Annotated in this window: 11 protein-coding genes; 2 read left to right on the top strand and 9 right to left on the bottom strand. The window is 64.3% G+C overall.

The window, feature by feature from the left end:
* The 9 genes from JCR33_RS22920 to JCR33_RS22880 all read right to left on the bottom strand — a co-directional run.
* Window positions 1-1,515: amino acid adenylation domain-containing protein (locus JCR33_RS22920; RefSeq protein ID WP_198884474.1), on the bottom strand; the 1,515-nt coding region annotated here is incomplete at its 3' end.
* 383 nt (window positions 1,516-1,898) lie between these two features.
* On the bottom strand, window positions 1,899-2,693 hold the full coding sequence (locus JCR33_RS22915) for a hypothetical protein (RefSeq protein ID WP_198884473.1): 795 nt from the start codon (window positions 2,691-2,693) through the stop codon (window positions 1,899-1,901).
* The gene (locus JCR33_RS22910; RefSeq protein WP_198884472.1) at window positions 2,671-3,612 is read right to left on the bottom strand and encodes a hypothetical protein; all 942 of its coding nucleotides are present in this window, start codon (window positions 3,610-3,612) and stop codon (window positions 2,671-2,673) included. The genes JCR33_RS22915 and JCR33_RS22910 overlap by 23 nt, the downstream gene beginning before the upstream one ends.
* 29 nt (window positions 3,613-3,641) lie before the next feature.
* Window positions 3,642-4,895, bottom strand: a complete 1,254-nt coding sequence (locus tag JCR33_RS22905; protein WP_211110533.1) for a phytanoyl-CoA dioxygenase family protein — start codon at window positions 4,893-4,895, stop codon at window positions 3,642-3,644.
* Window positions 4,834-7,518, bottom strand: coding sequence for an amino acid adenylation domain-containing protein (locus JCR33_RS22900; protein ID WP_198884470.1), 2,685 nt, complete (start codon window positions 7,516-7,518; stop codon window positions 4,834-4,836). The genes JCR33_RS22905 and JCR33_RS22900 overlap by 62 nt, the downstream gene beginning before the upstream one ends.
* Window positions 7,519-7,800: 282 nt before the next feature.
* Window positions 7,801-8,757: a hypothetical protein gene (locus tag JCR33_RS22895; RefSeq protein WP_198884469.1), complete on the bottom strand. Its 957-nt coding sequence runs from the start codon at window positions 8,755-8,757 to the stop codon at window positions 7,801-7,803.
* An 18-nt stretch (window positions 8,758-8,775) separates the two neighbouring features.
* Window positions 8,776-9,540: an ABC transporter ATP-binding protein gene (locus tag JCR33_RS22890; RefSeq protein ID WP_211110532.1), complete on the bottom strand. Its 765-nt coding sequence runs from the start codon at window positions 9,538-9,540 to the stop codon at window positions 8,776-8,778.
* Between the two features lie 17 nt (window positions 9,541-9,557).
* Window positions 9,558-11,540, bottom strand: coding sequence for a Fe(3+)-hydroxamate ABC transporter permease FhuB (fhuB, locus tag JCR33_RS22885; protein WP_198884467.1), 1,983 nt, complete (start codon window positions 11,538-11,540; stop codon window positions 9,558-9,560).
* Entirely contained in the window at window positions 11,537-12,334 is a 798-nt protein-coding gene (locus JCR33_RS22880; RefSeq protein WP_198884466.1) for an ABC transporter substrate-binding protein, read from the bottom strand. Before JCR33_RS22880 ends, fhuB begins: the two co-directional genes overlap by 4 nt.
* A gap of 179 nt (window positions 12,335-12,513) precedes the next feature.
* Here JCR33_RS22880 and JCR33_RS22875 point away from each other — a divergent pair, with 179 nt between their 5' ends.
* Both JCR33_RS22875 and JCR33_RS22870 read left to right on the top strand, forming a co-directional pair.
* A complete protein-coding gene (locus tag JCR33_RS22875) occupies window positions 12,514-13,326 on the top strand; it encodes a CmcJ/NvfI family oxidoreductase (RefSeq protein ID WP_269751254.1) in 813 nt (270 codons plus the stop codon).
* Window positions 13,327-13,435: 109 nt separating this feature from the next.
* Window positions 13,436-14,416, top strand: coding sequence for a WD40 repeat domain-containing protein (locus JCR33_RS22870; RefSeq protein WP_211110530.1), 981 nt, complete (start codon window positions 13,436-13,438; stop codon window positions 14,414-14,416).
* Window positions 14,417-14,432 lie beyond the last annotated feature (16 nt).

The raw sequence follows: 14,432 nt of genomic DNA, 5'->3' as shown, positions 1-14,432 counted from the left end.
CTCCAGCACCACAATCCCCGACGGCACCATGTAATCCGGCAACAATGCCCAAAGTCCCCGGCGCAACGCCGCCTCGTCGGACACGCGCCCCACGACGTAGGCGACGAGCCGCAACTCGCCATCGCCGGCCGACCGGCCGAGCACCTCAGCCTGCTCGACACCCGGCACGCGCAGGAGCGCGGCGGCGATCTCGCCGGGCTCGATCCTGATGCCGTGAATCTTGAGCTGATCGTCGACGCGCCCTCGGAACACGAAGCGCCCATCGGGCAGCCGGCTGGCGAGGTCGCCGGTGCGATAGAGGCGTTCGCCCGGCCGAAACGGGCTGGCGACGAAGCGTGCCGCCGTCAGGCCGGGGTGCTTCCAATATCCGCGGGCGAGATTGTCGCCGGAGATATAGAGTTCGCCGATCTCGCCCGGACCGCAGGGCGTAAGACGCTCGTCGAGAAGATGGAGGCGCGTTCCGGTGATCGGCGACCCGATCGGCGGTGTCTCGTCCGCCGTCGTGACGAGCCCCGCCGTGGCGAAGATCGTCGCCTCCGTCGGGCCATACTCGTTGACGAGGGCCACCTCGGCGCGCCGCTCGTGGTGCCGCCGGACGAGGCTCCGCTGCAGGCTGTCGCCGCCGACGATGACCCGCGTCAGGCCGGGACCGAAGGGCGCATCGTGTTCGGCGAGCAAGGCGGCATAGGCCGACGACGCCAACATGACGGTCCGCACCGCATCGCGCCAGCGGGGAGCGAGGTCACGGAAGCCGACCAGATCGACGCCCAACACCAGGGTTCCGGCGCCGCCGAGGGTCGCGAAGATCTGGGCGACCGAGATGTCGAAGGTGAGCGGCGCGGTCAGGCAGACGACGCCCGGCGGCTCCGGGTAGAGATCGCCGCGCGCGCGAAGCGAGTGCATGACGGCACGGTGCGAGACCGCGACGGCTTTCGGATCGCCCGTGCTGCCGGAGGTGTAGATGAGGTAGGCGATCCGATCCGGCGAACACCGACGTCGTGGGGTCGGCGCGGCCGCCGGGGGATCGACCGCCAGCGACGGCATCGCGACGCAGCGCGCGCGCAGCGGCTCGGGCAGCCGCCGCGCCGCCGCCTCGTCCGCCACGATGCCGGTCGGCCCGGCGTTGGCGATCATCGATGCGAGGCGCGCATCGGGCTGGCCCGGTTCGAGCGGCAGATAGGCCGCGCCCGCCTTCAGGACCCCCAGGATCGCGACGACGCTCTCGATCGTGGCCGGGGACAGGATCGCGAACACCTGTTCCGGCCCGGCGCCAGCGTGGCGCAGGAGCTCCGCGAACCGGCCCGCATGCCGATCGAGCTCGGCGTAGGTCAGCACACGCTCGCCCTCGACCAGGGCGACCGCCTCGGGTGTCGCGCCGGCTTGGGCTTCGAGCAGCGTGTCGAGGTCGGGGGCGGTCATGACCAAGGGGACGTCGCCGTGGCCGGAAGGGTCGGTCGCGGTGCGCAACGCCGAGGGACTATCGACGATCTGACCGCTCGAGCCGGGCCTGTCCACGCACGACTTGTCCAGACGCTCGTTCCTCATCGTCCCCTGCGATACCTTGGGACAGAATGGCCCGGCGCTCGTCTCAGCCCGAATCCTTCGGTTTGTCCCCCCAAACACTGGGAAGGAAACCATAGCCGCGCAAGCGACGGTTCGCCATCGGGGAAATCAAGCGATGTACAGGATCGGCGGGCCCGCCCATTCATCGCAGTGATCGGCGAGCCGAGTCTCGAGAGCCCTCCAGCAACCACCAGTTGATCCTGACGCGGCAACGACTTTGACCTGGCGAAAACCTCAAAATCATCATGAAACCCCGGCCGGAGCCCGCACCTAAACATTTTTGCTTTATCCTCTATCGTATCCCAAGCGTCTTCTCATTGCCGAATGGCATGAGTTTAATATTCATTTCCAAAGTTGAATGAAGGCACGCGCCAGCCAAAGAAATCGACATACCGAACGTCTCTGGCGTAGCGTGCAGAGAACTCTACGGCGACGAAGGCCATGAACTGCGTCTGGACGCTGACGTGGCAGAAGAAGGCCTTCTTGCGCGTGATGAAGAGAGGAACGAAGGGGAAGTCCCGCCGGTCGAGCACACGGAAGATCCCTTCCGTGACGCCCGGCCAGTCCGGATGGAACAGATCATCGACGGCGATAACACCTAAGGGTGATGTGAGCTGGCTGGCGGTCATGAAATCGACCGACAGGTGGAGCGCGGTGTGGCCGCCGTCGATGCTGGTCACGGCGAACCGCGGATAGGTCCGCAACAGCTCTGCGATCTCCTGCGGGCCGAGCGTCAGACTGTCGGCCGACATGAGGTGGATCGCCTCGGGATGCGCGGCGAAGGCGAATATATGCCTGTGGCATGTCTCGATGGACGGGGGCCCGTCGGCCCCACCCATGCCCGAGAAGTCGATATTCCGGGCCTGGTCCTCGAAGAGGTCGATCCCGAGCGACTGGCACGGCGCGAGAAGGTTGTGCAGCGCGATCAGGTATTTCGCGTGATGGACGCCGATTTCCAGAGCGCCGCCGCGCTCCCCATGCGGCCGGAACCACTCCTTGAGCACTTCCAGGAACAGGACGGATTCCTTGGTGCCCGGCCAACCCTCCACCGAATCGAAGCCGCATTCCAGGTAAGCCCGGAAGGGGTCACGGCCCGCGTCCGCCAACTCAGTCGTGTCGGTGTTGCGCATCGGCTTCCCTCATCGCCAAATTCCGAGCCAGCGCCACGTCGACGCTTTCGAGATCGTCCGCCCCGATCTGGTAGAAGACCGACGAGACCTCTTCGTCGTAGCGGCCGTCCGGCGCGATCACGCTCGGATGCCGCAAGGGAAATTCCAGCGACTCGCGGCGCATGTCGGCAAAGTTCGACGCCGCGTCTCGCAAATGCGTGGCCTCTAACCCGAAGCCGATATTCTTGATCAAATTGGAACGGGGCACGCAGGTCAGCCCGCCATTCGCCCAACACGCGAAGGTCCACACGGTCGCCCACGAGTCGAGACCATGGTCCCGCACCTGCCTGAACCGCTCTTCCCAACGCCGGGACGCCGCGGCCGACCGGGCCTGCCCCGGAAAGGCGGGACGGGCGAGGAAATCATCGAGACCAGCGAGAGAGGGATCGTTGAGCATCCAGGCGCGCCGCCAAGTCGCCCACCCCCAACACATCGTGTAGATCGACAGAAAGTAGCTCGCGGCACCGTCCGGCGCGGCGTCGACCGGCTTCGCACCCGCAATGCACATGATGCGCCGGTCGTGACGATAGCGCTCGAGAAGCTCGCTCGCGTAGGGGAAGAAGGACGGGTCGGGCAGGCAATCGTCCTCGAGAACGAGCCCTTCCGGCTCGAGACCGAAGAACCAGTCGAGCGCATCGGTGACGGCGGCGCGGCAGCCGAGATTCGTCGGCCGCAACAGGGTGTGGAGGTCGCAAGGCCAGTCGATCGCCGTCGCAATCCGCCTGACGGTGGCGCACAACTCGACGTCCTCTGGCCGGTTCTCGCGGGGACCGTCGGCCGCGACATAGAGCTTCGACGGGCGGACCTGACGGATCGCCTCGAAGACCGCGGCGGTTTGACGTGGACGGTTGAACACGAGGAAGAGAAGCGCAGTCTCCATCGTCGGCCCCTTGCATACAACGCCGTGCGCTACGCCTCCCACGCGTCGCCCATGGCATCTTTCGCCATGGAAATGACAGACCGCAAAGTGTAGTCGTGTGCCGGATCCGCGGCGGGCGTACCCGGCGCCAACACGCCGACGCGTTGATAGCGTCCGGCGTCGATCGCCTCCCGAAAGGCCGTGATGCGCGCCATCGGATCGCCGAGCTGGCCGTTCACGTAGTTGATCCCCCACCCCTCGACCGTCCCGCCGCTGAACATCGCCTGAAAACCCATGCGATGAAGCAGCTTCGGGCTCGCCCAGCGCAGAATTTCCGGCTTGACGGTGAGCACCCAGTTTTCCTGCTGGCGCATCCACGGCTTGATGAAGGCCATGATCGCGACAAAACGCTGCTTGTCGGTTCGATTGACGCCGGTTGCGTGGAGCAGGCGACCGTCGAAGACCATGATCGTCCCGGCCCTCGCCTCGAGATGGACCATGGGGGGCAGCGCGCCAACGACGCCGGTTCGGCGCCCTTCCGCCATGGTCTTGTGCGACCCGGGGATGAGCAGCGTTCCGCCGTTGTGCTCGCCGACGTCCTCGAGAATGTACATCGTGTTGAGGAGCATCGGCGCCTCCGCGGGGATCCAGGGCATGAGCGATCCCTGGTCCATGTGGACGCGCTGCGGATAGCGGTCGGGGTCGGCGCTGATCGCGAGGAAGGAGTGACAGATCCAGCCCTTGCCGAGCGCCTCGTCCGCGAGCTGCTCGATGACCGGGCCGGCCTGCACCACCTCCGGATCCTGCTCGATGCAGCGCGCGAAGCAGTCGCCTTTGTTCACGAGGGCGTTCACGTACTGCCCGTAGGGCGAGCCGAGCGCCACGCCGGCTTGCCGCTCGCCGGCCGCCTGCTCCACCAGCCGCTTGTAGAGCGTCGCACACTGGGTGTCCGACATCGCATCCTCGATGAGGCAGTAGCCCCACTCCAGGAGGTCGCGACGCATCCGTCGGATGTCCTTGGTCGGCTCCGGCAGAGCGATCGCGCTCCAATAGAGGTGCTTCCGGGCGACCGTGGTCTTCCAGTATCGCTCGCCGTCCCAGGGCAACGGCTTGTCGTTGTCCGGCGCCGCCAGCCAGGGATTGGCCGCGAACAGGGATCGCCCCAGATCGTCGTTGTCGAGAAAGTCCGCATAGAGGCCGGTTCCCTCGGGCGAGCGCTCTCGCACGGCCTGCTCGGTGAACTCAGACGGCACTGGCATTGTCGCTCCCCTCGGCGAAGTGATCGGACGGCGGAACGGGCACATCGTTCAACGCCTGAAGACACGGCATCTGCTTCAACGAAGCGGTGCTCAGCATCTCGTTGTGGGTGGAATCGACGGTGCTCGAGACGAGCTCGCCCGTCGAGAAGCTACGCCAGCCGTCCGGGTTCATCCGCTCCCGGTCGAAGCCCGGCGCCCGACGGCCGGCGGAAACGAAAGTGATCGGGCCGGCGAAAGTCTCGAACCGGACCCGCTCCAAGAGGCGGCTGTTGTTCGCCATGACGTCGGCAAAGCGGTGAACCTCGTCGAGCGAGAAGCTGCCGAGCACATGCGATTGCGCACGAGCGAGATCCAGCATGGCCGCACCATCGAAGCGTTGTCCCGCCATGTCGGATGGAATGGCGAGATCGAGATTGATCGCCATGTCGCGCCACAGCGCATCGCTGCGGGGCTCGTAGCCCCGATGATCGGCCGCCGGCGGATAGGCGTCCAGCATGATCAACCGATCGACTTCCCGGCCTCGGCGCTGCAGCCGCGTCGCGAGGAGGTGAGCGAGGATGCCGCCGAACGACCACCCGAGCAGACGGACGGGGCCGCTCGGCGCCACCCGCGTCAGGGCGTCGGAACACGCCTCGATCAGCGCATCGATCGTCGCGGGCAGTCTGTCGCCGTCCCGCCATCCCGGACCCTGAAGGCCGTAAATCGGCTGGGCCTCGGGAAGAAACGGAAGCAGCGCCGCGTAGGGCCAGCAGAGGCCGCCGACAGGATGCATGCAAAACAGCGGCGGCAGGCTGCCGGTCCGCCTCAGGGGCAGCAAGATATCGAAGGACGACCCGTCGCCGGCGGGTGACCCACCTTCGAGACACGCGGCGAGGTCACCGAGCGTCGGCGCATCCAGCACGGCGAAGGCCGGAACGTCCCGCCCGCCGTGGACGCGGATCCGCGCGACGAGGCGGGCAGCCAGCAACGAATCGCCGCCGAGATGGAAGAAGTTGTCGGCGATACCCGCCCGCTCGACCCCGAGCAGATCGGCGACGAGGCGACAGACCAGAATCTCCTCGGGCGAGACCGGAGCGCGGTAGTTCGCCTCGGTGCCGCTCGATCGAGGGACCGGCAGGGCACGCCTGTCCAGCTTGCCGTTCACCGTCAGAGGCAAAGCGTCCAGGCCGACATAGGAGCTCGGCAGCATATAGTCCGGGAGAGAGCGGCCGAGGTGCGCGCGCAAGGCGGCGGTGTCGACAACACCGGGCGCGCCGCTCGGGTCCCGTGCCGGAACGACATAGGCCACCAGACGCCGGTCGCCGGGCACGTCCTCGCGGGCGATGACTGCGGCTTGCGCGATGGTCGGAAACCCGAGCAAGGCCGCCTCGATTTCGCCCGGCTCGATCCGATAGCCACGAACCTTGACCTGCTCGTCGGCTCTGCCCCGGAAGAGAAGCTCGCCATCTGCGCGCCGGGCCGCGAGATCGCCGGTTCGATACATCCGCTCTCCGCCCCGGCCGAACGGATTGGCGAGGAAGCGGGAGGCCGTGAGCCCCGGGCGCCCTCTGTAGCCCCGCGCGAGACCGGGGCCGGCCAGATAGAGGTCGCCAACGGTGCCCGGCGGGCAGGGCCGCAGCCTCTCGTCAAGGACGAGGGCCGTCAAATCGGCAAGCGCGCAGCCGATGAGACGGTCGTCGCTGCCGGGCGAGACGCGCGCGACCCGCGCAAAGGTGGCATGGACGGTCGTTTCCGTCGTCCCATACATGTTCGCCACGCATTGCGACTGCGGATCGTAGCGCGCCTGCCAGCCGACGAGCCGTTGGACGTCCAGTGCTTCGCCGGCGAGGATCACCGTGTGTATCGCCAACGGCGGGGCGTCGGCGAACGACTCCGTCTCGACCTGAACCAGCTGATAGAAGGCCGACGGCGTCATGTTGAGGACCGTGATCCTCTCCCTGGCGAACAGGGCTCTCAGTTCCTGCGGCGCGCGAGCGACGCGCGCATCCACCATCACCAGCCGGCCGCCCCGGAGCAGCGCGCCCCACATCTCCCAAACCGACACGTCGAAGGCGTAGGAGTGGAACAACGGCCAGGAGTCGTTTGGTCCGAAGTCGTAGTGGGCGTCGGCCGTGGCGAGCAGCCGGACGACATTCCGGTGACTGATCGCGACGCCCTTGGGGCGCCCGGTGCTGCCCGACGTGTAGATAATATAGGCGATGTTGTCCGGTCTCAGCCGTCCGTTGCGATCGTCGTCTCGCGGTGCGGCAACCCGCCGGGCAGCGGGCGCGCGATCGTCCGCGGGGTCGTCCAGGACGATGCGGTCGACGTGCGAGGGCAGGCGTCCCGCAAGGCTGGCGAGCGTGAGCACCACCCCGGGCGCGCTGTCCTCGATGACGAACGCCACGCGTTCGTCCGGCGTCGCGGGGTCGATCGGCAGGTAGGCCGCGCCGGCCTTGAGCACGGCGAGGATCGCGGCGACCAGCGGCGGGGTCCGGTCGAGGAGCAGGGCGACCACGCTTTCCGGACCGAGCCCCCTTGCGATGAGCCGCCAAGCCAGGCGGTTGGCTTGCTCGTCGAGCTCGGCGTAGCGCACGGCGGCGCCGGCCGACGTCAGGGCGACGGCGTCGGGTGTTCGGGCAACTTGCGCTTCGAACAGCGTCGGGAGATTATGCAATTCGTCAACCAACGCCCGAGGGTTTGGGCGTGCAAATGAATTGTGTAACGTCGCCTGCAGCTTCAGACGGCCACGTTTTTCTTGCAGAGTTTCACGTCGGCCATTCGCACTTGCATCCAATGCGCCCATATAGACACCTCACCTCTGAATGGCTCTTAGGTGCGGATCCGTTGTTTGGTCAGCACTCACGTTGGCGTCATATCGACACAGAATCATGCAATTATGCATAGTATACAGTTGCACTTGTACATACTGTAAACTCATATTCAAGCATCATCTCCTACTCACAAAATTCTATCGCTCATTTAACTCTTCATCTATTGGTGCATATAAAAGAAGATTTAGACCTTCAGCTTTCATTTTTGAAGCTTCGACAATTGCTTTATGACGCTCTTCTTCAAGATATGCTAAAGTTATTTTAGCCATTTTTTGTTCAGTCGAATATCGTCGGCCACCATTCGAATACAATGAAAAGAACTTCACAACTTTCTTATTGAGTTCTAGCGTCGAGTACGTCATTTGAGTAGTAAACAGGAAGAAAAAATTTTCATCGCTACGCGCTGTTCCTGGCCTTAAATGCACAGCTCCATCCTCATCGTAGATAAATTGTTCGGGATCAATTCTTTTATTTTGTTCGCCTTTCCCATCATATAGTTCTATTTTCCACTTAAGTCGCCCGAGATAAAGACGCATAGCCAATACACTCTCTCGCAAAACGGAAATATCGCGAGTTATAGTCGATAATTTTTCCGTAAGAGGGGGTAAAGCCGCCGGCAAATGAACAGTCATTTGCTCATTAATATTACTCAATGACAGCTCAAGTCGCTGAAGATGCAATTCTATTGCAGCATTCAAAAGAATCATTTCGTCTTTTTCAAATAAACACGCTCGAAAATTCTGCATCACACTGCCAGTCGAATTTAATAGTATATAAGCTAAACTCTTGCGTGTTCTTTCCCATTGCCGCTTTTGCCACCAGCTCACGGCCAAACTAACACCAATAACTAGAAGCACGAAATCCACGAACATAACAAGCAGACCCGCCATTACGCTCGTCCAAAACGCTGAATCGTCCACTGATTGAGTCAGGTATTTTACAAGATCATTAAAATTACTCAATTTACCCCTCCCATAGAGTAGTAATTTCTTGAGTTCGCCAATGCATAAATGTTCAGTGACCGCTGATACAACAGTTTCGAACTGGCCTCGCGGAACCTTATCCGGTGCCTCAAGAGCAGTCGCGCCGCCCACGGACTCGTTGACGCGTCGTCAGATCGGGAAGGCAAATCGGCCCCCTCCCTCCGGAAGAGGTGCGACGCCCATGGGTATGCCATAAATCGCATTGAGGTGATCCGGCGCCAGCACCTCGTCCGGCGTCGCGTCGGCGACGAGACGCCCCGCACGCAGGGCGATGATCCGATCGCAGAAGCGGGCCGCCATGTTGATCTCGTGGATCACGACCACGCTCGCCACGCGATGCGTCTCGCTGAGCTGCCTGAGCAGACCGAGAACCTCGATCTGATGACCCACGTCGAGCGCCGCGATCGGTTCGTCGAGCAGCAGCAGCCGCGCTTCCTGCGCCACGAGCATGGCGAGCCAGGCGCGTTGGCGCTCGCCGCCCGAGAGGGTCTCCAGGAACCGATCCGCCAGACCGGCCATCCCTGTGAGACGAAGCGCCTCCTCGACCTTCACCGCATCGCCCTCGCCAAAGCGCCGGAAAGCGCCGTGCCAGGGATAGCGCCCAAACGCCACGAGCTCGCGGACCGTCAGCCGCGCCGTGATCGGCAGCTGTTGCGGCAGGTAGCCGACGGCACGAGCGAAGGCCCGGTCCGGCCAATCGCCGACGTCGCGCCCGTCATACCGGATCGTGCCTCCGCTCGGTGGCTGCTGGCGGGCGATGAGCCGAAGCAGCGTGGATTTTCCGGAGCCGTTCTGGCCGATGATGCCGGTCACGCCCTGGCTGCCGATCTCGAGCGTCAAGGGATGCAGAAGTGTCGTGCCCGCGACCGCGAATTGCAGGCCGTCGAGGGTCATTCCGGCCGCCGCTCGGTTCATGAACGCCGCCCCCTCCTGTTCAACAACAGCATCAGCGCCGGCGCCCCCAACAGCGCGGCCACGAGCCCGGTCGGCAATTGCAGCGGAAAGCTGACGGTCCGTGCCAGCCAGTCCGCGCCGACCATGATCGCGGCACCCGTCCCCGCCGCAGCATAGAGCACCGATCGCGACTGCCGCAGGCCCAGCGTCATGACGATGTGCGGGGCCACCAGCCCGATAAAGGTCACCGGCCCGAGGATCGGCATCGCGGCCGTGCTCGTCAGTGCGGCCAGCAGCAACAACGACAGGCGCGCCCATGGCAGATTGACGCCGAGCGCCCGGGCAGCCTCCGACCCCAGCGGCAGAATCTCCAGCCAGCGGCGCAGGACGAGCGCCGCGATCAGCGCCACCAGCGCGGCCAGCATCGTCAGCACAGCAGCCTGGAGCGAGACGCCGGCGACGGAACCCGACATCCAGCCCAGCAGCCGCATCGCACGCGGGTCGCCGACGGCCGTCAAGACGCCCACCAGCGCGTCGGCGAGCGCACTGACCGCGATCCCGGCGAGGAGCATGTGGTCGGGGGCAAATCCGCTGCGTCGGCCGAGGGCCAGGATCAGCAGCAGGACCACCATGCCGCCGCAGACGGCCGTCACGGCGTCGCCCGCCGCGCCGAGTTGCCCGAAGATCAACAGGCTCAGCGCCACCGCGAGGAGTGCGCCCGCCGAAACGCCGAGCACCTCGGGGCTGGCCAATTCGTTGCGCGTCAGGCGCTGCAGGACCACGCCGGACAGAGCCAGCAAGGCTCCGGCGGCGGCGCTCGCCAGGATCCGCGGAAGCCGCCAGACCGCGACCGCGCTCCACGACCCAAAGGGCAGCGACCAGTCACCGGTGGGACCACGCCCGACGAGCAAGGCGACGACGACCAGAAGCCCCAGCCCCGCCAGAACGACAGGCGCCCGCGCCGCCGGCGGATCATTCCAGCCGGGCGGTGCGGCGACGGAGGGCGGCACCGACGGCTTCATCCGACGAACGAGAAAGAGCAGCAATGGCGAGCCGAGAACGGCCGTGACCGCCCCGGTCGGCAGAAATTCAGAGAGCTGGCCGGCGAAGAGCTGCACGGCCGCATCGGTGATGAGCAGGATCAGCGCGCCGAGCAGAGCGGACCAGGCCAGTTGCTCGCCGAGCCGACGTGCGCCCGCCAGCCGTGCGAGGGCCGGTGCGACGAGCCCGACAAAGCCGATCACTCCGACCATGCTCACGACGAAGGCCGTCATCGTCGAGGCGATGGCGATCGCGACGACACGCAACCGTGTCACGGACAGACCGAGGCCGCGCGCGCCGTCATCGCCCAGCTGGAGAACGGCGAGGGCACGCAGGAGCGGCAGCAGGGCGAGCAGCGCCACCCCCAAGCGCAGCGCCAATCCCGAGAACGGGACCCAGCTCTGCTGGCTCAAAGACCCGCTGCCCCAGAGGAACACGGCGGTCATTTGCCGCGCCTCGACGAGGCCCAGCAACGCCGCCAGCGCACCGCAGAACAATCCGACGATCAGACCGGCGATGACCGTCGCGACCGGTTCGAAGCCGCGGCGCCGCACGAGCAGGAAGACGAGACCGGTGGTGATCGCGCTGCCGGAGATCGCGACAAGGTCCCGGCCAAGACCCAGAAGGCCGGGCGCCGCGACCGTTGCGATCGCCAGAGCCACGCGCGCGCCTGCCTCGACGCCGAGCGTCGTCGGCGAAGCGAGGGGGTTGCGCAGCACGAACTGCATGATGGCGCCGGCCACCGCGAGCCCGGCGCCGCACAGCACCGCCATGGCGAGCCGCGGCAGCGTCGCGTAGAGGAAGACCATCCTGCCGGCATCGTAGCCCCCCGCATCGCGGGGCGTGCGCAATAGCGCCATCAGCGGCTCATGGACGACCGCGAGCACCAGCGCCCCGGCGATCAGCGCGAGGACGAGAGCCAGCGGCGCCGGGCCGAGCTTCTCCTTTCCGTCCGTCACCCCGCGACGCGCTCCAGTTCGCTCGTGATCAGGCGTGCGAAGCGCAGGGCGGCCGGCAGCGCGCCGAACATGAGCACCGGCGGCAATATCGACATATGGCCTGCCTTGACGAACGGCAGCTCCCGCCAGAGAGGGCTCTGGGCGAGTGTCGGCAGCGCGTCCGGCGGGACGGGCTGGAACGCGACGAGGCGCACATCCCTTTCGGTGGCGAGACCTTCTATCCCCGTCGTCGCGAAGCCCCAGGCGTTCGAAGGCTTGGTCCACGCGTTCTGGAGCCCCAGCGTGTCGAGGACATTCTGGTAGAGGCCGACGCCGCCATAGGCGCGTACATGCCGCGCATCGAGGAAGCCGACGAGCAGAACGGGGGGCGGCCGCAGACGTGCCAGACGTGCACGGCAAGCCGCCAGCTGCGCGTCGGTATGCGCGATGAGGGCTTCCGCTTGTCGTTCCGCTTTGAGCAGAGCACCGAGTTCGCGGGTCAAGGCGCGGGGGCGCTCGAGCGGCGTCTCGGTCGGCTCGAACACGATGAAACGGCGAACCGGCCCGATGCGGGCGAGCGCCGGCTCCTGATCTTGCGAAAACGGCGAGGTCAGGATCAGATCGGGGCGCAGCGTGGCGAGAAGCTCGAAATTGACCTCTTGCTGGATGCCGATATCGACCGTGCCGGCCGGCAACCGTGGCTCGACCACGAAGCGATCCCAGTCGCTCGCCGCCACCAGCGCGATCGGCGGTTCTCCGAGGGCGAAAAGGGTCTCGGCGATGGCCCAGTCCAATGCGGCGACGCGCTGGGCCACCGGCGATGCGCTCCCTCGGCCCGGCACCAACGCCGACCAGGCCATGGCGCCGACCAGTGTCCGCCGGGTCAGGAATGACTTGGACTTTCCCCTCATCACGGCCTAATTGCTAGTAAAGGCGTCTTGGAGAAACAAGCGCGTCGCGCCGAATGCTGATCACATGGAGGTGCTTGCCGGCGATGATCGAGGCCGAGATCGCATTCTTGGCGCCGTGCGACAGGCGTCCCATCTTTCATGACAAGCCGTCGGACGAGGATTTTCTTCCGCTCATACAGCATTCCGTTCCCATCCGAGCGGTCCATGACGAGCGGACGGCGTTCACCCTCGACCGCCACGGCGTCGAGATCGTTCATCGGGCGGACCTGCCCGCGTACCAGTCGGCGGGTGACGGCCGCACCGCCTATCTTCGAGCGCTCGAAGACGTCGTCACCCGGACGACCGGCGCCACCGAGGCCATGGCGCTCGGCAACGGCGTCGTCCGGCGAAGTGAGCGGTCGACGCGGCACAGACGGGACGGAACCACCGTGCTCGGGCGCTTTGCGCATTGCGATTTCAGCCCTGCGGCGGCCGGTTCCCGTTTCTGGGTGGAGCATCTGCTGCCCGCCGAAGAGGCCCGGCAGCGACTGACGCGCCGCTACGCGATCTACAATGTCTGGCGGTGCCTGACCGATCCTCCCCAGGATACGCCGCTCGCATTCTGCGAGCCTGCCAGTATGGCGCCCGCCGATGTCGTCGGCTGCGATCAGATGATTTCGACCGATGACGGCAGCACGATTTGCTTCGAACTGAGCCTTTACCACTACAGTCCGGCGCAGCGATGGTTTTACTTTCCGGACTTGCGTCGGGGTGATTTGCTGATCTTCACGGGATGCGATTCCGATCGCGCCCGTCCGCAGGGCATCGCCCATGCGGCCTTCACCGACCCGTCTTGCCCCGACGATGTTCCCGCCCGCGAGAGCATCGACGAGCGCGTGATCGCTTTCTTCGACTAACTCTCGCTCAGAACAGGCCACCGACGTCTGGGGTAACAGAGTGAATAACCCGTCACGCTCCTTTGAAGTAGGCACAAACCTAACTCACTTAGCCCTGCATTCGGATGCCATGCTTGCGCTCGCGACAATTGACGAGACGGGCGTGGGAGTTATCGACATCCAAGGCCAGGCCGTGCGTCGGATATTGAAAGGTCACGTCTCTCCGATCGTCCGTGCTCGGTTTAGCCTCGATGGACGCAAGGCCCTGTCGCAATCAAAAGATGGAGTGATCTGCCTCTGGAATCTGGACAACGGCGAACGGATCGGCACCCTTGAGGCTTCGGAGCCCGACAAGGCGATCTTAATATTTACTTTTCGGACAGACGATGAACAGTTCCTAACCCTCCGCAAAGATGGGACGGGACAAATCTATTCTACGGCCGACGGCACACTCGTTACAACATTTACAACCGCATTCGCAGAGGACGTTAATGCTTCAATGCGACGAATCCTCGATAAGAATACCACGCCGATTGCCTTTACAACCACGGATATTTTACTCATAACCGTGGATTATATCGGATCTAATAAATCTAAATTGAAAATACTGAATATCTCTCAAGGTACAATTGACGAAAAGACGATATCATCGACCTTCCCGGAGGTCGGTGTCCGCAATTCTCATTCGGATTGGGCCATTAACGCCAATCGAGACGGCTCACGGGTCGTGCTCAGAGGTCACGAGCTCTTCGCAGGCATGGGACCCGTGCTGGGGATCACGCTTGTTAATGCGCAGACCGGAGAACACATCCTGCAGTCCGGCGGTTTATTCCTCATAGGATTTTCTGAGGTTCACAATTTTTCACCGGATGGAGCACTGTTCGTTCGGTTTGATAGACTCTCAAGCCCTGCGATACGCGTTTATGACGCCCATGATGGCTCAGAAATCTATGCGTTGCCCATAGAAGGTAAAGAACATATCGCCGATGTTGGAGTTTCCAGCAACAGAGAATACATATTTGTTGCGCAACAATTCTACCGCAATAAAAACACTATCTTGCGCTACGTCATGACCCCGTCATCCGCTGGCTCAATCGTTATCCGCGCATAGCCGTTGACTGGTCTTC

Source organism: Acuticoccus mangrovi (assembly GCF_016411865.1).
In the GTDB taxonomy this organism is placed as follows: domain Bacteria; phylum Pseudomonadota; class Alphaproteobacteria; order Rhizobiales; family Amorphaceae; genus Acuticoccus; species Acuticoccus mangrovi.
This window is presented reverse-complemented; position numbering and strand designations above follow the sequence as displayed.

Excerpts from the sequence above, each read along its gene's own strand:
- JCR33_RS22890 (WP_211110532.1), bottom strand. The coding sequence starts at position 9,540 with ATGACCCTCGACGGCCTGCAATTCGCGGTCGCGGGCACGACACTTCTG.
- JCR33_RS22910 (WP_198884472.1), bottom strand. The coding sequence starts at position 3,612 with ATGGAGACTGCGCTTCTCTTCCTCGTGTTCAACCGTCCACGTCAAACC.
- JCR33_RS22875 (WP_269751254.1), top strand. The coding sequence starts at position 12,514 with ATGATCGAGGCCGAGATCGCATTCTTGGCGCCGTGCGACAGGCGTCCC.
- JCR33_RS22905 (WP_211110533.1), bottom strand. The coding sequence starts at position 4,895 with ATGTGCCCGTTCCGCCGTCCGATCACTTCGCCGAGGGGAGCGACAATG.
- JCR33_RS22915 (WP_198884473.1), bottom strand. The coding sequence starts at position 2,693 with ATGCGCAACACCGACACGACTGAGTTGGCGGACGCGGGCCGTGACCCC.
- JCR33_RS22870 (WP_211110530.1), top strand. The coding sequence starts at position 13,436 with ATGCTTGCGCTCGCGACAATTGACGAGACGGGCGTGGGAGTTATCGAC.